General features: G+C 36.8%; 18 protein-coding genes and 1 other RNA gene. 5 read left to right on the forward strand and 14 right to left on the reverse strand.

All coding sequences use genetic code 11. The annotated features are described in order from the left end of the window. Positions 1-236 precede the first annotated feature (236 nt). Positions 237-506, forward strand: coding sequence for a 30S ribosomal protein S20 (rpsT, locus tag I2F23_RS01190; RefSeq protein WP_195770766.1), 270 nt, complete (start codon positions 237-239; stop codon positions 504-506). A 45-nt stretch (positions 507-551) separates the two neighbouring features. Here the strand turns inward: rpsT and I2F23_RS01195 are convergent, their stop codons facing one another. Next, entirely contained in the window at positions 552-1406 is an 855-nt protein-coding gene (locus tag I2F23_RS01195; protein WP_195770767.1) for a 3'(2'),5'-bisphosphate nucleotidase CysQ family protein, read from the reverse strand. A gap of 148 nt (positions 1407-1554) precedes the next feature. Between I2F23_RS01195 and I2F23_RS01200 the strand changes: the two genes are divergently transcribed. The 3 genes from I2F23_RS01200 (at position 1555) to I2F23_RS01210 (ending at position 3726) form a co-directional block, all read left to right on the forward strand. Beyond that, the gene (locus I2F23_RS01200; RefSeq protein WP_407647982.1) at positions 1555-2001 is read left to right on the forward strand and encodes an RNA-binding S4 domain-containing protein; all 447 of its coding nucleotides are present in this window, start codon (positions 1555-1557) and stop codon (positions 1999-2001) included. A gap of 139 nt (positions 2002-2140) precedes the next feature. Continuing rightward, entirely contained in the window at positions 2141-3181 is a 1041-nt protein-coding gene (gene recA / locus I2F23_RS01205; RefSeq protein WP_195770768.1) for a recombinase RecA, read from the forward strand. 59 nt (positions 3182-3240) lie between these two features. Further along, positions 3241-3726, forward strand: coding sequence for a regulatory protein RecX (locus tag I2F23_RS01210; protein ID WP_195770769.1), 486 nt, complete (start codon positions 3241-3243; stop codon positions 3724-3726). A gap of 14 nt (positions 3727-3740) precedes the next feature. Here I2F23_RS01210 and ffs read toward each other — a convergent pair. Beyond that, positions 3741-3837, reverse strand: an RNA gene (gene ffs, locus I2F23_RS01215) — signal recognition particle sRNA small type. Positions 3838-4051: 214 nt separating this feature from the next. Between ffs and I2F23_RS01220 the strand changes: the two genes are divergently transcribed. Continuing rightward, complete coding sequence (locus tag I2F23_RS01220) at positions 4052-4906, forward strand: YbgF trimerization domain-containing protein (protein ID WP_195770770.1); 855 nt, start codon at positions 4052-4054, stop codon at positions 4904-4906. A 57-nt stretch (positions 4907-4963) separates the two neighbouring features. Here the strand turns inward: I2F23_RS01220 and lpxA are convergent, their stop codons facing one another. The 12 genes from lpxA to rimO form a co-directional block, all read right to left on the reverse strand. Next, on the reverse strand, positions 4964-5752 hold the full coding sequence (gene lpxA / locus I2F23_RS01225) for an acyl-ACP--UDP-N-acetylglucosamine O-acyltransferase (protein WP_195770771.1): 789 nt from the start codon (positions 5750-5752) through the stop codon (positions 4964-4966). 7 nt (positions 5753-5759) lie between these two features. Further along, entirely contained in the window at positions 5760-6239 is a 480-nt protein-coding gene (gene fabZ / locus I2F23_RS01230) for a 3-hydroxyacyl-ACP dehydratase FabZ (protein ID WP_195770772.1), read from the reverse strand. A gap of 1 nt (position 6240) precedes the next feature. After that, positions 6241-7314, reverse strand: a complete 1074-nt coding sequence (gene lpxD / locus I2F23_RS01235; protein WP_195770773.1) for a UDP-3-O-(3-hydroxymyristoyl)glucosamine N-acyltransferase — start codon at positions 7312-7314, stop codon at positions 6241-6243. Between the two features lie 3 nt (positions 7315-7317). After that, positions 7318-7806 (reverse strand): OmpH family outer membrane protein, encoded by a 489-nt coding sequence (locus I2F23_RS01240; RefSeq protein ID WP_195770774.1) that lies wholly within the window; start codon positions 7804-7806, stop codon positions 7318-7320. A 43-nt stretch (positions 7807-7849) separates the two neighbouring features. Next, positions 7850-10291, reverse strand: coding sequence for an outer membrane protein assembly factor BamA (gene bamA, locus I2F23_RS01245; protein WP_195770775.1), 2442 nt, complete (start codon positions 10289-10291; stop codon positions 7850-7852). Between the two features lie 40 nt (positions 10292-10331). Next, the gene (gene rseP / locus I2F23_RS01250) at positions 10332-11687 is read right to left on the reverse strand and encodes an RIP metalloprotease RseP (RefSeq protein WP_195770776.1); all 1356 of its coding nucleotides are present in this window, start codon (positions 11685-11687) and stop codon (positions 10332-10334) included. A 3-nt stretch (positions 11688-11690) separates the two neighbouring features. Then, a complete protein-coding gene (ispC, locus tag I2F23_RS01255; protein ID WP_195770777.1) occupies positions 11691-12887 on the reverse strand; it encodes a 1-deoxy-D-xylulose-5-phosphate reductoisomerase in 1197 nt (398 codons plus the stop codon). Beyond that, entirely contained in the window at positions 12884-13708 is an 825-nt protein-coding gene (locus I2F23_RS01260; RefSeq protein ID WP_195770778.1) for a phosphatidate cytidylyltransferase, read from the reverse strand. The genes ispC and I2F23_RS01260 overlap by 4 nt, the downstream gene beginning before the upstream one ends. A 5-nt stretch (positions 13709-13713) precedes the next feature. Next, positions 13714-14463 carry a polyprenyl diphosphate synthase gene (uppS, locus tag I2F23_RS01265; protein WP_195770779.1) on the reverse strand — a complete coding sequence of 250 codons (750 nt, stop codon included), beginning with the start codon at positions 14461-14463 and terminating at the stop codon, positions 13714-13716. 3 nt (positions 14464-14466) lie between these two features. Further along, positions 14467-15021 carry a ribosome recycling factor gene (frr, locus tag I2F23_RS01270; RefSeq protein WP_195770780.1) on the reverse strand — a complete coding sequence of 185 codons (555 nt, stop codon included), beginning with the start codon at positions 15019-15021 and terminating at the stop codon, positions 14467-14469. 73 nt (positions 15022-15094) lie between these two features. Next, on the reverse strand, positions 15095-15823 hold the full coding sequence (pyrH, locus tag I2F23_RS01275) for a UMP kinase (RefSeq protein ID WP_195770781.1): 729 nt from the start codon (positions 15821-15823) through the stop codon (positions 15095-15097). Between the two features lie 28 nt (positions 15824-15851). Continuing rightward, positions 15852-17195, reverse strand: coding sequence for a 30S ribosomal protein S12 methylthiotransferase RimO (gene rimO, locus I2F23_RS01280; protein WP_195770782.1), 1344 nt, complete (start codon positions 17193-17195; stop codon positions 15852-15854). Between the last annotated feature and the right edge of the window lie 217 nt (positions 17196-17412).

A 17412-nucleotide genomic window follows, 5' to 3' on the forward strand; every position in this document is an offset into this window, starting at 1 on the left:
AAATTAATCATCTAACAGGAATTTCTATAAATAATTACAATATAGCGTTGTTTTTTTAGACGAGTATTTTATAATTCTCTCATCCTCTAAAAACTTAGCAACCCCTTACTAAGGGTTGACTTCATTGCGATGTTTCATCACAATATCGCACTTGTTTACGGGCTGGTTAAACAATATAGAATTTTATTCCGTATTATGCAGCCCGCCCAGACCAATCTAATTCAAGGAGTGCAAGAGTGGCAAACTCTGCTCAGGCTAAAAAACGTGCGCGTCAAAACCTTAAAGCGCGCAAACACAACGCAAGCTTACGTTCTATGGTTCGTACGTACATCAAACGTACTTTAAGTGCTATTGCTGCTGGTGACCACGCTGTTGCTACAGATGCTTATAAAAAAGCAGTTCCTGTAATCGACCGTATGGCTGACAAAGGCATTATCCACAAAAATAAAGCAGCTCGTCATAAGAGCCGCTTAAATGCACAAGTTAAAGCTTTAGCTGCTAACTAAGTTGCATCAATGAAAAAGCCCCTACCTTGGGGCTTTTTTTGTACCCTATAACGCAGCAAAAGCCATTTGTTTATAGCTTAAACTTCGTAAGGCAATAAACTCAGCATTTAAAAGTCGATCACGCTGATTATAAGTAAAAGGACGTTGATCTATCGTAAATAATCCACCACCGATTGATTCTAACAAGTATTGACCTGCACTAGTGTCCCACTCAAACGTAGGATGAAATCTAGGATAAATATCTATTTTTCCTTCAATCATCAAGCAAAATTTATATGCACTACCACATTGAACAATTTCAACTGGAATATGCTGAGCTATTTCATCAAAATACCTTTGATATTTGCCAACACGTGAATTAATATTCTTTTTCTTTCCTTGACTCACTGCGACTTTAACAATACTTTCACTGATCTCATCAGGTTTAAAAAACATTAACCATTGTTGGGTATCATAATCATATTTCAAAACTTTATTTTGTGGTGAAGCAATATAAATTGTACGGAAAACCGGTGCAATAATTGCTGAGAATACTGTTTTGCCAGCCACAACACGACTTAAATTAATAGTAAACTCATCTCTTTTAGACAAGAATTCCTTTGTACCATCTAAAGGATCCAATAACCAAAATTCATCCCACTCACTTCTTAAATGATAATCACCTTCTTCTGAAAGAACAGGAATATTAGGTGTCAGTCCATTTAAAGCCTGCATAATATGCTGATGCGAGATAAAATCTGCTGCTGTTACAGGCGAATCGTCCTCTTTAATATTTATTTCTATATCCTCATTATTACAGTATTGAGTATAGAATTTAGCTATTAAGTCTCCTGCTTCTCCTAGTATTTTAACCACAGATAAAATTTCTTCTTGTTTTGGTGAATCAGTAGCAACAAACATAGACCTTAAAATCCATTTTCAAAATTTAATAAACCGTTTATAACGTGTATTCAAGTATAAATTCCATATATTTTATTTTTTTTGTTATTCTAAAATGGAAGAATACCACTTTAGCCAGCCGGTAACCGATTTCTATCCAAGGAAGTATATGAGTAAAAAAGAAGTTTCCGTAGTAACCACAGAGCAAATGCGTGTTGATAAATGGCTATGGGCTGCTCGTTTCTTTAAAACACGTTCAATTGCAAAAGCTGCTATTGAAGGTGGAAAAGTTCATCATGCATCTGAGCGCGTCAAAGTTTCTAAAGAAATTAGAATTGGAATGGAACTTACCATTCAACAGGGAAAAGATAAAAAAACAGTCGTCATTACTGGCTTATCATCTACCAGAGGCCCTGCCAGTATTGCTCAACAACTATATGAAGAAACACCGACCAGTATTTCACGTAGAGAATTGCTTGCTTCACAGCGTAAACTCGATAACTTGGCAAAACCAGAACACAAACCTAGTAAGAAAGATCGTAGGCAAATCAATAAATTTAAAGAACATAATACTGAGCAATTTGAAGACTGGAGCTATCATACAGATAGTTACTAGAGCGACACACTATGTCGTCCAATTCATTACTTCATCTAGTGAAAAGCCTTAAAATCTGTCAGTATAATACAGTAAATGTGAAAGCAATGTGGAGATCCCACATGCCACTTCATGGTGAATCTTATTTAGAGGTTGTAAGATGGATGAGAATAAAAGTAAGGCACTGAACGTTGCTTTAGGCCAAATTGAAAAACAATTTGGTAAAAATACAGTAATGCGTTTAGGTGATAATACTGTACAAGCTGTTGAAGCAATCTCGACAGGCTCATTGCAACTGGATATTGCGCTTGGTATTGGAGGTTTACCTAAAGGACGTATTGTTGAAATTTATGGTCCTGAATCATCTGGTAAAACTACGATGACACTTCAGGCGATTGCAGAATGTCAGAAAGCTGGCGGCACATGTGCATTTATCGATGCTGAACATGCACTTGATCCACAGTATGCACGTAAACTTGGTGTAGATATCGATAACCTACTCGTATCTCAACCCGATCATGGTGAGCAAGCATTAGAGATTGCAGATATGCTCGTGCGCTCAGGCGCTGTAGATTTGATCGTTGTCGACTCTGTTGCCGCTTTAACACCAAGAGCAGAAATTGAAGGCGAAATGGGTGACTCTCATATGGGTCTACAAGCACGACTCATGAGCCAAGCATTACGTAAAATTACAGGTAATGCAAAACGTTCGAATTGTATGGTTATTTTCATTAACCAAATTCGTATGAAAATTGGTGTTATGTTTGGTAGCCCTGAAACCACTACAGGTGGTAACGCACTGAAATTCTATGCTTCTGTTCGATTAGATATTCGTCGCGCAGGTCAAGTCAAAGAAGGTGATGAAATCATTGGTTCTGAGACAAAAATTAAGGTTGTCAAGAACAAAATGGCTCCTCCATTTAGAGAAGCATTATTTCAAATCCTTTATGGTAAAGGGGTTAACCATTTAGGCGAAGTGATTGACCTAGCAGTACAGCAAGATATTATTCAAAAAGCTGGTGCATGGTATTCATATCAAGGTAGTAAAATTGGCCAAGGTAAGAATAATGTCATACGCTACTTAGAGGAAAATCAAGCAATTGTAGAGGAAGTTGAAAAACTAATCCGTTCTCAACTACTTACAACAGCACAGCCTGTAGAAGAAAAATCATCTTCAGCTGATAATGATGTAGACCTTTAATTTAGTCCTCCCCCTTGCTTATAGATTTAAGCAAGGGGCATGTTTAAAACATATTTATCATGCTATATCGTAAAAAAAATTCGGAAAAAACATTAACAGGCAGTCGTCTAAAATCATATGCCTACGCTTTACTCTGTCGTAAAGAGTATTCAAAATCTGAACTAATAGAAAAGCTATTACAATACGCGATTGATCCTGATGAGGTAAACGAAGTTGTTGAACAACTCACTGAATATGGTTATCAAAGTGACCAAAGAGTAGCTGAACAAACTCTAAGAAGCCAAAGATTTCAAGGTAAAGGGCCTCAAAGAATTAAGCAAAAACTTCTTCAAAAGTCTGTAAATAGTTCTTATATTGAAGAGCAGTTACAAGAGATTGACTGGACAGCAGAGGCATATCAGTTAAAGGTCAGAAAATTTGGTACAGATATTGAGAAAGATGCAAAAAAAAGAGCTAAACAAATTCGATTTCTACAGTACCGTGGCTACGATCTAGATATTATTTTTAAAGTAATTGATATAAAAGAAGATGATTATATTCCATAAAAAAATGGAGGCAACCCTACTAGCAAAAACTCGGCACATCATAGATCTGCTACCGTTGCTACCTTCCGGTCCTGGCGGGGTTCACAGAGTACAATTGCGAGATAACCAGTAGGATCACCATCACGAGAACAAGTATAGAGAATTTTATATAAGATGCAAGTCTACCTTTAATGTTTTGATTACTAATAAATCAATATTAACTCAAAAACCACTTAAACGATCACTTTTAATCCAAATCATTTAAAATGCTGAAAGTTTGTAAATACTTATTGCATTAACCACCTTAAAATTGATAAATATATCTAACTCTTTCTTGGGTTCTAATATGAATTTTTTTAAATATCGTTACGTACTTCTTCCTTTTATTTGTGTATCTTTAGCATATGCAGCACCAATTGAAAGCGTCAGTTTAAGTCAGAATGCTTCATCAACGGCATCGACTCCGTCAACAACTACAACACCTGATAGTACAGTTACGCCAGCAAATTTAAACTGGCAACTTATGCAACAAAATGAAAGACTCGAGGAAGAAGTAAGACGCCTAAGAGGTGCTTTAGAAGAAGATGAACACACCATACAGCAATTAAAAAAAGATTTAGAAAATCATTACTCTAATTTAGATCAAAGATTGCAAATTTTAGAACAGAAAGCAGACTCAGATGAAAACTCTACAGCTTCTGAACCAGCAAGTTCTGATAGTAGTACACCAGCACCAGCACCAGCACCAGCACCAGCACCAGCACCAGCACCAGATAATGGCACAACAATGCCATCTAAAGATAAAAAAGAAGATACAACTCAATCTAAAAAAGTAGATAGTGAGAAAGATGCTTATACACTGGCATTAACTGCTTATAAACAAGGTGGTGCAAAACAAGCTATTTCCCCTATGGAGAGCTTCATAAAAAGCTATCCGAAAAGCGTATATATTGCCAATGCACACTTTTGGTTAGCCGAGTTTAATCTTGCAATTGAACCAGCTAATTACAGTGTAGCAAAACAAAACTATGAGATAGTTGCTAAACAATACCCTCAATCTGAAAAATCCTCTCGAGCACTCTATCAACTCTATAGCATAGCTAAAGAAGTAGATCACAATACGGTTTCAGCAAAACTCTATAAGCAACAAATTTTATCTAAATATCCAAAATCTAAAGAAGCAACTTACTTCAAGTCTTAAAATAAAAAGGGCTAAACATATGTATGTTTAGCCCTTTTCAGATGTATTAAACGCAAATTAACGTACAATACCTCGTTTTGATTGTTCAAGAGAATCTAAAAGCAGTTGAGCTTCTTGTACATTAGGCAGTATATCGTTACGAATTCGATCTATCGCTTCTTTTGTCGTTAAACCATCTTTATAAATCAATTTAAAGCAGCTTCTTAAGCCACCTATTGTTTCCTTCGACCAGTTTCTACGCTTCATCCCTTCAACATTTAGGCCAAAGGCATGAGCTGGATTCCCTGAAACCATCATATATGCTGGGACATCTTTTAATATGAGTGATGCACCACCAACCATACTATAAGAATCTATTTTACAAAATTGGTGAATACCAGAATTTCCACCAATAACAACATGATGACCAATATGAACATGACCTGCGACACCCACATTATTTGCAAATACATTATGATCGCCAACTTGACAATCGTGCGCAATATGAGTATTTACCATCAGTAAATTATGGCTACCTATTTTTGTAAGGCTATGATCCTGTATTGTCCCACGATGTAAGCTTGAGTGTTCTCGGATAATATTATAGTCACCGATTTCCAACCAAGTTTCTTCACCTTTGTATTTCAAGTCCTGACAAACTTCACCAACACTTGCAAATTGAAAAATTTCATTATGGGAACCAATACGAGTATATCCGCCGACAACAACGTGTGAATGAAGCTTTGTACCCGAACCAATAGTGACATGAGGACCAATAACACAATATGGTCCTATTTTTACATCTGATGCAATGACAGCAGATGGGTCAATGATTGCAGTGGGATGAATATATTCAGTATTGCTCATGCCTGCTCTATATTTTCTGATGAGAGATAATAATTTCAGCTGTTGTTGCCACAACGCCATCAACAGATGCTGTACAGCTATACTTATAAATACCACGTTTTTGCATAACAAGCTCTGATTTTAGAACCAATTGATCGCCTGCAACAACCTGTTTTTTAAAACGAATTTTTTCGGCACCTGCAAATAAGAACAATGAACCTGGTGTAGGTTTTACATCATTCATAACAAAGCCTAAAATACCAGAAATTTGTGCCAAAGCCTCAATAATTAGGACGCCTGGCATAATTGGATATTCTGGAAAATGTCCTTGTAAAAACTCTTCATTAATAGAAACGTTTTTATAGCCAACAATGCTATTATCAGAAATTTCTACAACACGATCGACCAATAAAAATGGATAACGATGTGGTAAATACTCTCGGATTTGCTGAATGCTCATTGGCAATTCAGGTTTGTTTTGACTTGTTTTTTGAGATTCTGTGACCATATTACTTACGCATCTTTAAATTTGATTCAATTGACTCTACTTGAGTCTGTATATGATCTAGGCGTTTGATGACTTTCGTCAATGGCACATCTGCTAATTGTCTTAAGCGGACAATTGTTCTTCGCCATTGACCACTTTCAAATAACCCTGTGCCAGAAGAATATGTTCCAGCTTCAAAAATACTTTTTGTGACCATTGACATTCCTGTTAATGTCACATTATCAGCAATTTTTATATGACCAGCCACGCCACATGCACCTGCTAGAATGCAGTTTTTGCCAATCACTGTACTTCCAGCTATTCCAGTTTTTGCAGCAATAGCTGTATTCTCACCAATATGCACGTTATGAGCAATTTGCACAAGATTATCAATAATAACGCCATTTGATAGAACGGTATCGTCTAATGCACCACGATCGATACTACAGTTTGAGCCAATACGTACATTATTTCCAATAATAACAGATCCAAGCTGGGCAATTCGATGCCATTGACCCTGGTAAGGTGCAAAACCAAAGCCTTCTCCACCGATCACTGTATTTGCATGGATTCTTACATTATTTCCTATCTTGGAAAACCCTGTAATTGTCACATGTGAGTCGATAAAGCAATGCTGACCTATTTCAACACCTGTATCTATCTTGCTATGTGACTCAATTACTGTCCCATCTCCAACAACACAATTTTCATTGATCACAACATAGTGACCAATATAGGCACTATCAGAGATAATTGCTGAAGGATGAATTTGTGCAGTACTTTCTATACAGAACTGTTCTCTTTTAGGCTCAAAAACATGCGTTAATGTTGCAAAAGCAAGATATGGATCTTTAACTACCAAAAAATTGGAAAAATTTGAAGACAAATGATCTTTCAATTCTTCAGTAACAATGAGTACACCCGCCTTAGAACATTTCGCTTGCTCTAAATACTTCTCGCCATTTACAAAAGAAATGTTTTTATCAGTTGCAAACGCTAAGCTTGCAAGTCCGTGTATATCTAATTCAGGATTACCAATCAGCTCACCTTGAATAAAGTGAGCTAACTGTTCTAATTTATAGTGCTTTTGATTCATTGATTATCTAATTGCATTAACCTTTTGAATCATTTTATCAGTTAAATCACTATTGTTGTCGTATGCAAGTGCAGCTGTTTTATTAAGTACAACATCTAAGTTGCCTTCTTTACGTAACTGCTCTGCTGCTTGCTGAACACGTGTTGTAAATGTTTGACTTGTACTTTGTGAAGTCGATTGTACTTTTTGTTGAATACTTTGCTCTAGTGTATTAATTTCATTCACTTTCGATTCATATTGAGTTTTCAATTGTTGCACTTCAGCAGGCTTTGCATTTGCTGCTTTTTCTTGCAACTCTTGAATTTCTTTATTCAATTGTTCCGCACGTGCTGCACTTGGCTTTACAGATTGTTGTAATGTAGCATTTTGCTGCTTTAGGTAGCTGCTGCTATCAACAACACGTTGCATATCTACCACGCCATAACCCGCTGCATTTGCTAAAGTTGCCACAGTTGTGCTTGCAAATAAAATTGCTGTTGCTAATTTTTTCATTTTCGAGTCCTTCTAAAGTTAATTTATTAAAAAGGCAGTACTTTTAGAAAGTACGGCCAATTTGGAATTGTACATTTTGCGTATTGTCGCCATCTTTTTTGTTCAATGGATACGCATAACTAATTGATAATGGACCAATCATTGTGTTCCAAGTCAACCCAACACCAGCACTGTAGCGTAAATTACTTAAATCAAATCCATAGTTATCTTTACAATATTGACGACCGCTTACCTTAGTCGTTCCATCATAAAAATCTGGAATATTTTTACACTCAGTATCAAATGTTTGTCCACCTTCAACAAAAAGTGTTGGACGTACATTTTGAGCCCAGTCGCCCTTCGATGGTACAGGTAGAATTAACTCAGAGCCAAATTGAACCAGTGCATTCCCACCCACTGGGTCTTTATTGTAGTCTGTCGTTTGTGTACCGCTATAGTATTCGCCTGGGTAACGTGGGCCGAGCGTATTATCTTCATAGCCACGCACAGAACCCCAACCACCTGCATAGAAGTTTTTCCAGAATGGTAAATCATGGCCATAACCCACTTTGCCATAGGCACGTGCGCCAAAACCTTTACCTATAGGGAAAAAGACTTGACCACTATAGGTAAGCTTTTGATATTCTGCATCGCCACCAGGCAATGAAACTTCTAAGTTTACTGCATGTAGCTGACCAGAGCGAGGGAACATTGGGCGATCGAGAGTATTAAAAGACCAACCTAAATTCGCTAAATAATTTAAGTATGTACCTTCATACTGGTTATAAGTACCCGCAGTTGTAGTCGTTGTATTTTTGATTTTGCCATCGTGTGCTTGTAAATAACCACCATAAGCAATTGAACCATAGATATCAGTCGTGATCTTATTGTTTTCAATTCCTAAAGACCCACTAATACTTTGGTTTTCATCAATAGGATAAGAGAGGCTCGCACTCGCACCAAGTGCTTTAGAATAGTAATCACTTACGTGATAATCTTCATAAGGTTTCGTTTCACGGTAATAAAGATTATAACCAGCACTTACACCATCAATTGTAAAATATGGATCAGTCACTGATAAATTATAATATGTTGAATAAGAAGATTTCGTAAAATCTAAACCAACGCTATTACCTGTACCTAAGAAGTTAGATTGACTAATACCTGCTTGATACGTAATACCACCGCTTTGCGAATAGCCAATAGCAAGTGTACTGGTACCTGAATGCTGCTCTTCTACGTTTACATCTAAATCGACTTGATCAGGAACACCTGGAATTCGAACAGGTTTAATATCTACAGTCTTGAAATAACCAGTTCTTTGCAAACGAATTTTAGATAAATCAATTTTTTCATTACTTGCTAGAGCACCTTCCATTTGACGCATTTCACGACGTAATACATTATCTGCTGTTTTCGTATTCCCCATAAAGTTAATACGACGAATAGTTACTTGCTGACCTGGGTTAATATAATAAACGACATTAACAACTTTATTCTCGTTATCAATCTGCGGTACTAAATTCACTTGTGCAAAATAATAACCAGCATTACCATACTTTCTTAAAAGTAAGTTCTTTACTGCATCAATTTTTTCTTGAGAATAGACTTCACCTTGTTTATAGACCTGTAAAGTTCTTAGCTCTTCAGGTTTAAATAGTGTGTCGCCTAAGAATTTGGTTGTACCTACTTTGAACTGCTGGCCTTCAGTTAAAGAGACATTCACAAAAACTTTGCGTTTATCATCATTAATATTCAAGTCTGAAGAGTTCACTTCAAAATTAACATAACCATTATTTAAATATAATGCACGTAAAGCATCTAAACTTGCAGCCATACGTTCTTTTGCGAAGCGATCATTGTTGGTAATAATCGAATACCAGCTTCCTTCTTTCAATGCAAACGCTTGTTTAATTTCGTCATCATTGAAAACTTTATTACCCACAACATTTACTTCAACAACACGAGCAGCTTTACCTTCTTCAAAATTTAAAGTGAGGTCAACACGATTATTAGGTCTAGCTGTTTTGTCAATTGTAACTTTTGCGTCGTAACGACCTTGCTGAATATATTGTTGTTCTAATTCAGTTTCGATATTTTGCAATAAAGAAGGTTTTAATACTTCGCCTTCAGAAAGTCCCATCTTTTTTAAGCCATCTTGCAGAGCTTCTTTAGGAATAAGTTTATTTCCTTTAAACTCAACTTTAGCAATGATCGGACGTTCAACAACTTGAAACAATAAAGTTCCATCAGGTTGCTGATTTGCTTTAATATCATCAAAAAGTCCCGTGTCATATAATGTATGTATTGCGCTATTTAGCGTTACATCATTAACACGATCACCGCTTTTAATGGGTAACATACTAGCTACATTGGCAGGTACTAAACGCACTAATCCATCAAATTTTATATCACGTGCGATAAATTCATCTGCTGCATAAGCCTGTTGTACTGCTGCCATTGCACTAATCAGTGCCAGAGGCATAAAAAGATGTGTGTGACGCATGCCTATTTTTTTCCACTAAGTTGAATATTTGTTAACCCTGTTATAAGCGCATAAAATCATTAAATAAAGCTAGAATCATCATGCTACCAAGCAACACCATACCGATTTTAAGACCGATTAACTGTACTTGTTCTGAAACAGGTTTTCCTCTAATTGCTTCAATAAAATAATAAACCAGATGTCCGCCATCAAGCATTGGTATAGGTAGCAAATTTAGAATACCTAGACTTACGCTCATAAGTGCCATGAATGAAATGAAAGTTTGCCAACCCATTTCAGCACTCTGACCTGCCACCTTAGCAATTGTTATTGGTCCAGACAAGTTTTCTAGGCCAATTAAACCACGAATCATTTTCACAACAGAATTAAGCATCATGCCAGATATTTCTGCTGTTTTATTTACTGCTTTCGTAAATGCTTCCACAGGTGTATATTTTATCGTCTGTTTATAGTCATTAGGAATAGTGATCTTTCCTATATTACTTTGAACCCCAAGCATTCCGACCATATTACCCATATCATCTTTTTTACCTTGAGGCATGACTTCTAAATTGTGTACTTTTCCTTGACGTAGAATTTGAATATTTAGAAGTTTTTCAGGAGATTTTTGTACAATATCTACAACATCGAACCAATCTGGTGTTTTAATACCATTAATTGATAAAATATGATCACCTACCTGTACACCTTGCCGAATTGCCGCACCATCTTCACTTAGTTTAGAGATAATGGGTTCAACTTTAGGCCTATATGGTAAAAATCCTAGTTGTTCAATAGAAGATTGAGTTTGATTTTTAATAAAATTTTCAATAGGTAAATGATAAAGCTTTAAAGTGCCATTATGTTCTGCTTGTACCTCAATACTTCCTGTTTCTCCTGCGCGACTGACCAATGCAAAATTTAAGGCCTCCCATGTTGTTACAGGCTTACCATCAATTGCTGTTATTTTATCACCAACTTGCAAACCCACTTGAGATGCCGATGTATTAGGGAGTACTTTTCCTATTTTTGTGCTCAACTGCTCTTGTGTTGGTAGGAATAATAACCAAAACAATATCACTGCGAATAATAAATTAATTAAAGGACCAGCAGCAACAATAGCAATTCTTTTCCATGGAGATTGTCTATTAAAAGCATATGGCAAATCTTCAGATGAAACTTGACCTTCTCTTTCATCTAACATTTTGACATAGCCACCCAATGGGAGTGCTGAAATTTTATATTCTATACCTGACTTTTTTGAAACCCATTTAAGTAAAGTCGGCCCAAAACCAATTGAGTATACCAAGACTTTAACACCTAAACGTCTAGCAACCCAATAATGACCAAATTCATGAATTGCAATGAGTGGCCCTAAAAGTAGAATTGCTGCTAAAACAATAAAAAGCACATTCACTAATTATTTTCCCATTTTTATAACATATGAGGTTGCTATTTTACGTGCTGCTTGATCAGCCTCTAAAATAACATCTAAAGCATCCGCTTTTGTATTCTCTATACAGTTTAAAGTTGCTTCTACAATATATGGAATATGTGTAAAGCTGATTTTTTCTTTTAAGAAACTCTCAACTGCAATTTCATTTGCTGCATTCAATATTGCAGGTGCTGTTCCCCCAGCTTTCATTGCTTCTCTACATAAATTTAATGCTGGAAATTTTTCTAAATCAGGTTCTTGAAAATCAAGATGATGATTCACAAATAAATCTAATGGTGCAACTCCTGCATTTATTCTTTCAGGCCATGCTAAAGCGTGGGCAATCGGCGTACACATATCAGGATTACCCATCTGTGCAATTGTAGAGCCATCAATGTATTGAACCATAGAATGGATAATACTTTGTGGATGAACAACCACTGTAACAAACCGCTCTGAAATTGCAAATAGATGACATGCTTCTATCAACTCTAAACCTTTATTCATTAAGGTCGCAGAATCTACAGAAATTTTTTGTCCCATTGACCAATTAGGGTGTTTGCAAGCTTGGCTTGGTGTAACATGTTCTAGTCGATCAATTGGAATATTCAAGAAAGGACCACCTGAGGCAGTGAGCAGAACTCTAGATACACCCAGTTCAGGAACTCCACTTCTTTGGACTTGCATATATTGTTCTGGAAGACATTGAAATATTGCATTGTGTTCAGAATCTACAGGCAATAGTAATGCATTATTTTGTTTTGCCTCTTGCATCATTAAATCACCAGACATGACCAATGATTCTTTATTTGCAAGTAAAACCCGCTTACCAGTTTTAACTGCTGCCAATGTTGGCAATAGACCAGCGGCACCAACAATCGCGGCCATTACGATGTCTACATCTTTATGTGAAGCAACTGTTATGAGCCCTTGGTCACCCGTAAGTATTTCTATTTTATCAATATTATATAATTTAAATAATTGATCAGCTTCGTCTTTCTTACACTCTGGCACAACAACAACTTGCGGTTTAAATTTAATACAAATCTCAACCAATGCATTAAGTCGACTATGGGCTGTCACTGCAAATACATTATATTTTTCTGGATGCTTTTCTAAAACTTTTAAAGTACTTTGCCCTATAGAGCCTGTAGCTCCTAAGATACAAACTGACTGCTTCATAAATCAACGCCAATTAATTTAAGGAGATATACGCCTGCAGCAAAAATTGGAGCTGCTGCTAAAAGAGAGTCTATACGATCTAACACACCACCATGACCAGGTAAGATACTTCCTGAATCTTTAACGCCTACACGACGTTTAATCATAGATTCAAATAAATCTCCCAAAACAGAACCAAGTACTGTGACAATAGATAATGAGAGAAATAGAAGGTGATCTCTTAATGAAAGATGTAAATAATGTAGCTGTACGACCATCACAATGAGAACAGAAGTACACAGTCCACCGATAAGCCCTTCGATAGATTTATTCGGACTAACATTAGGCACCATTTTGCGACGGCCTAACTTTCGACCTACAAAATAAGCCCCACTGTCTGCACCCCACACAAGCAGGAACAGATACATTAACCACCAAGGTGAATTAATCCAGACATAATAAATTGAGGTTACAGCAGAACAGATAAGTACAATACCTACTGTATTTAATCCCTTATTGTACCAACCATCAAACTTGGGATAGTTTTTCACACAGTAAATACTTAACAACCAAATGCAAATAGAAACACACCAAAGTAAAAATGCAATATCTCTAAAATAGAGCGTAATACTTGCAATAATTACCATGCAAAATGCGTAAATATAAGTAAAATTTAGATGATGGGTTTGCACTTGCCTAGGCATGAGTTTCCCCCACTCATACCCACCAACTCCAGCTGCAACTAACATTAAGGCAAGCATCGGATAATGGGATGAGGTTGCAAACATACAACTCAAAACAACTGCAACCAAGACCAATGCGGTTTTTATCCGCTCAAACATATGAATTAATTCTCAATTTTATCTTGTTGGATTTGTTCAGAGGTTTTACCAAATCGGCGCTCTCTTTCAGAAAATACAGAAAATGCTTCTTGTAAATCTTGAACACTGAACTCAGGCCACAATACTTTTGTAAAATACAATTCAGCATATGCCAACTGCCAGAGCAGAAAATTAGATATACGATAATCTCCGCCTGTTCGAATTAATAAGTCAACAGGTGGAAGATCTCCCAAAGAAATATACTGAGCCATAAGATCAGTATTGATCTGATCAACACTCACTTTTTTATCTAAAACGTCTTGTGCAATTCTCTTCGCACTATCTGCAATGTCCCAGTGACCACCATAACTAATAGCTATTGCTAAAGTCATTTTGGTGAAATGTGCTGTTTTTTGCTCTGCTTCTTCAAATAATTTTTGCAAATGTAATGGTAAACAGCTGCGATCGCCAATAAAACGTAAAGCGATTTCAAACTTAATCATTCGAGGAATTTGTTCATGAATTGTTTGCTCAAGTAAGAGCATCAATAAATCAACTTCAGCCTGAGGTCTTTTCCAGTTTTCACTAGAAAAAGCAAAAACTGTAAGTGCTTGAACACCAACTTTACGACAATATTCAACAATCGGATCTAAAATTGTTTTGCCTTCTCGATGCCCATCTCCTTTTGGGAGGTGATTCTTTTTAGCAAAACGGTTGTTGCCATCCATAATGATGGCAACATGTTGAGGTAAATGAATGTCTTCAAGCGTCGTCATTCATTAAACCTTTAACAATTCAGCTTCTTTATCTGCTAGACGCTTATCAACTTCTGCAACATATTTGTCTGTGATTTTTTGAATATCATCACTTGCACGACGCTCATCATCTTCAGAAATTTCTTTTTCTTTAAGTAATGATTTAATATCACCTAATACATCACGACGTATATTACGAATAGCAATTTTTGCACCTTCTGCTTCATTACGTGCAATTTTTTGCATATCACGGCGTGTTTCTTCTGTTAAAGCTGGTAAAGGTACACGAATTGCATCTGCAGTAATTGGGTTTAAGCCCAAATCGCTTTCACGAATTGCTTTATCAATTGTAGAAACCATTTGACGCTCAAATGGTTGAACCAATAATGTACGTGAATCTTCAGCACTTACGTTAGCAACTTGGTTTAATGGAACGTCTGATCCATAATAAGACACCATGACGCCATTTAAAATAGATGGGTGCGCGCGACCTGTGCGTACTTTCGCGAAACCTTGTTCCAAAGCTTCAATCGATTTTTGCATGCGTTGTTCGCTGTCTTTTTTGAGATCGTTAATCATATGATCTTCCTTACTTTATAAAAGATAAAACTAAATTTGCCGTTAGTATAAAGAGCTTTAGCGCTCACGTACATTATTTAGTAACGTGAGTACCTTCTTTTTCACCCATCACAACTGAAAGCAATGCACCAGACTTATTCATATCAAACACATGCAATTGCGCATCATGATCACGACACAAACAAATCGCCGTTAAGTCCATTACACCTAGTTTTTCATCTAGTACCTGATCAAAAGTTAAATGATCATACTTTACAGCATCATCATATTTGCTCGGGTCTTTATTATATACACCATCTACTTTAGTGGCTTTTAAGATTAAATCTGCTTCAATTTCAATACCACGTAAACATGCAGCTGTATCTGTCGTAAAGAATGGATTACCTGTTCCTGCAACAAATACACATACCTCACCATTATTTAAATGACGGATTGCATCGCGGCTTGAATAAGACTCGACTACAGTACCAATCGAAAGTGCAGACATTAACCGTGTTTTAATATTACGGCGAACCAAAGCATCACGCAGAGCCAAACCATTCATCACTGTCGCCAGCATACCCATTTGGTCACCTGTCACACGCCCAACGAGACCATCCTTTTGGAGCTGACTACCACGATATAAGTTACCACCGCCAACAACGATACCAACTTGTACACCGAGTCCGACCAAATGCGCAATAGATAAAGACATTTGATCAAGTACCTGAGCATCAATACCCATTTCGCGGTTACCTGAAAGCGCTTCACCTGAAAGCTTTAATAAAATACGTGAATAACGTGGGCTGTTTGTATCTGCCATTATGCTTCTCCCAAATTTCTCAATTTTCTTAATTCTTTTGAACTTCGATTAACTTTGCAAACAAGTCATATTCATCTGCTGCAGTAATTTCAACTTTTAATAAATCACCAACATGGATTTGGTTTTTATCAATATCTTCAACAAATACATTGCCATCAATTTCTGGTGCATCGGCATAAGAGCGTGCAACCGCAACTGGATAGTCTTCTTCTAGACTATCTACAAGTACTGTCATTTGCTGACCAATACGATTTTGTAGTTTTGCTGCAGAAATTTCTTGCTGGACTTCCATAAATCGTTCATAGCGCAACTGTTTCACTTCTTCAGGTACATGGTCAGGCAAGTCATTTGCTGTTGCACCTTCAACAGGCGAATATGTGAAACAACCAACACGGTCGAGTTGTGCTTCTTTTAACCACTCTAAAAGAATTTCAAAATCTTCTTCCGTTTCACCAGGGAAGCCAACGACAAATGTTGAACGAATCACAAGCTCTGGACATTTTTCACGCCAAAGTTTTAATCTTTCTAATGTATTTTCGCTGTGTGCAGGACGCTTCATCAGCTTTAAAATACGTGGGCTGGCATGTTGGAATGGAATATCTAAATAAGGAAGAATCTTACCTGCTGCCATGAGGTCAATGACTGCATCAACATGTGGATATGGATACACATAATGTAATCTTACCCAAATACCCAGTTGGCCTAATGCCTCACACATGTCATAGAATTTAGTTTTAAGTGGTTGCCCGTTCCAAAAATCAAGCTTATATTTGGTATCTACCCCATATGCAGATGTATCTTGAGAAATAACCAAAACTTCTTTTACACCAGAACGCTTTAATGCTGCTGCTTCCTCTAGGACAGAACCTACAGGACGAGACACTAAATCACCACGCATGCTTGGAATAATACAGAAGGTACAACGATGGTTACATCCTTCAGATATTTTTAAATAAGCATAGTGTTTCGGTGTTAAACGAATACCCTGTTCAGGAACAAGGTCAATAAAAGGATTATGTTTTGGTGGTGCAGGCACATATTCATGTACAGCTTCCATGACATCCTGATAAGCTGCTGCGCCTGTCACTTTAAGTACGTTTGGATGCATTTGACGAATTTTATCTTCGTCCTTACCTAAGCATCCCGTGACAATGACTCGACCATTTTCGCTCATGGCTTCGCCAATTGCATCTAATGACTCTTGTACTGCCGACTCGATAAAGCCACAAGTATTTACAACAACTAAATCAGCACCATCATAATCTGATGCTACCTGATAACCCTCAGTACGTAACTGGGTTAAAATACGCTCAGAATCTACCAATGCCTTAGGACAACCTAAAGAAACAAAACCGACTTTGGGGGACTTCATGAAACTCTGCACTCTACTAGAATGCACGTATTGTATGACGTTTCAAGCGATAAGCATAGGTTTAAAAACGACAGTTTTTTAATTGCACTAAAATAATACAGTAAAATTTATAAAAAATACTGGCGCACCATAAATGTGCAATATAAGCTAAACAAAACTCATTTATATTCTAACTTGCACCAAAAGGTAATTTTACTCATTTTAATGCACTAAAATA

The organism is Acinetobacter pollinis (assembly GCF_015627175.1).
Taxonomy (GTDB): Bacteria; Pseudomonadota; Gammaproteobacteria; order Pseudomonadales; family Moraxellaceae; genus Acinetobacter; species Acinetobacter pollinis.

Excerpts from the sequence above, each read along its gene's own strand:
- I2F23_RS01195 (WP_195770767.1), bottom strand. The coding sequence starts at position 1,406 with ATGTTTGTTGCTACTGATTCACCAAAACAAGAAGAAATTTTATCTGTG.
- rimO (WP_195770782.1), bottom strand. The coding sequence starts at position 17,195 with ATGAAGTCCCCCAAAGTCGGTTTTGTTTCTTTAGGTTGTCCTAAGGCA.
- bamA (WP_195770775.1), bottom strand. The coding sequence starts at position 10,291 with ATGCGTCACACACATCTTTTTATGCCTCTGGCACTGATTAGTGCAATG.
- uppS (WP_195770779.1), bottom strand. The coding sequence starts at position 14,463 with ATGACGACGCTTGAAGACATTCATTTACCTCAACATGTTGCCATCATT.
- I2F23_RS01220 (WP_195770770.1), top strand. The coding sequence starts at position 4,052 with ATGAATTTTTTTAAATATCGTTACGTACTTCTTCCTTTTATTTGTGTA.
- frr (WP_195770780.1), bottom strand. The coding sequence starts at position 15,021 with ATGATTAACGATCTCAAAAAAGACAGCGAACAACGCATGCAAAAATCG.
- ispC (WP_195770777.1), bottom strand. The coding sequence starts at position 12,887 with ATGAAGCAGTCAGTTTGTATCTTAGGAGCTACAGGCTCTATAGGGCAA.
- recA (WP_195770768.1), top strand. The coding sequence starts at position 2,141 with ATGGATGAGAATAAAAGTAAGGCACTGAACGTTGCTTTAGGCCAAATT.
- I2F23_RS01210 (WP_195770769.1), top strand. The coding sequence starts at position 3,241 with ATGCTATATCGTAAAAAAAATTCGGAAAAAACATTAACAGGCAGTCGT.
- I2F23_RS01240 (WP_195770774.1), bottom strand. The coding sequence starts at position 7,806 with ATGAAAAAATTAGCAACAGCAATTTTATTTGCAAGCACAACTGTGGCA.
- lpxA (WP_195770771.1), bottom strand. The coding sequence starts at position 5,752 with ATGAGCAATACTGAATATATTCATCCCACTGCAATCATTGACCCATCT.
- lpxD (WP_195770773.1), bottom strand. The coding sequence starts at position 7,314 with ATGAATCAAAAGCACTATAAATTAGAACAGTTAGCTCACTTTATTCAA.
- pyrH (WP_195770781.1), bottom strand. The coding sequence starts at position 15,823 with ATGGCAGATACAAACAGCCCACGTTATTCACGTATTTTATTAAAGCTT.
- fabZ (WP_195770772.1), bottom strand. The coding sequence starts at position 6,239 with ATGGTCACAGAATCTCAAAAAACAAGTCAAAACAAACCTGAATTGCCA.
- I2F23_RS01260 (WP_195770778.1), bottom strand. The coding sequence starts at position 13,708 with ATGTTTGAGCGGATAAAAACCGCATTGGTCTTGGTTGCAGTTGTTTTG.
- I2F23_RS01200 (WP_407647982.1), top strand. The coding sequence starts at position 1,555 with ATGAGTAAAAAAGAAGTTTCCGTAGTAACCACAGAGCAAATGCGTGTT.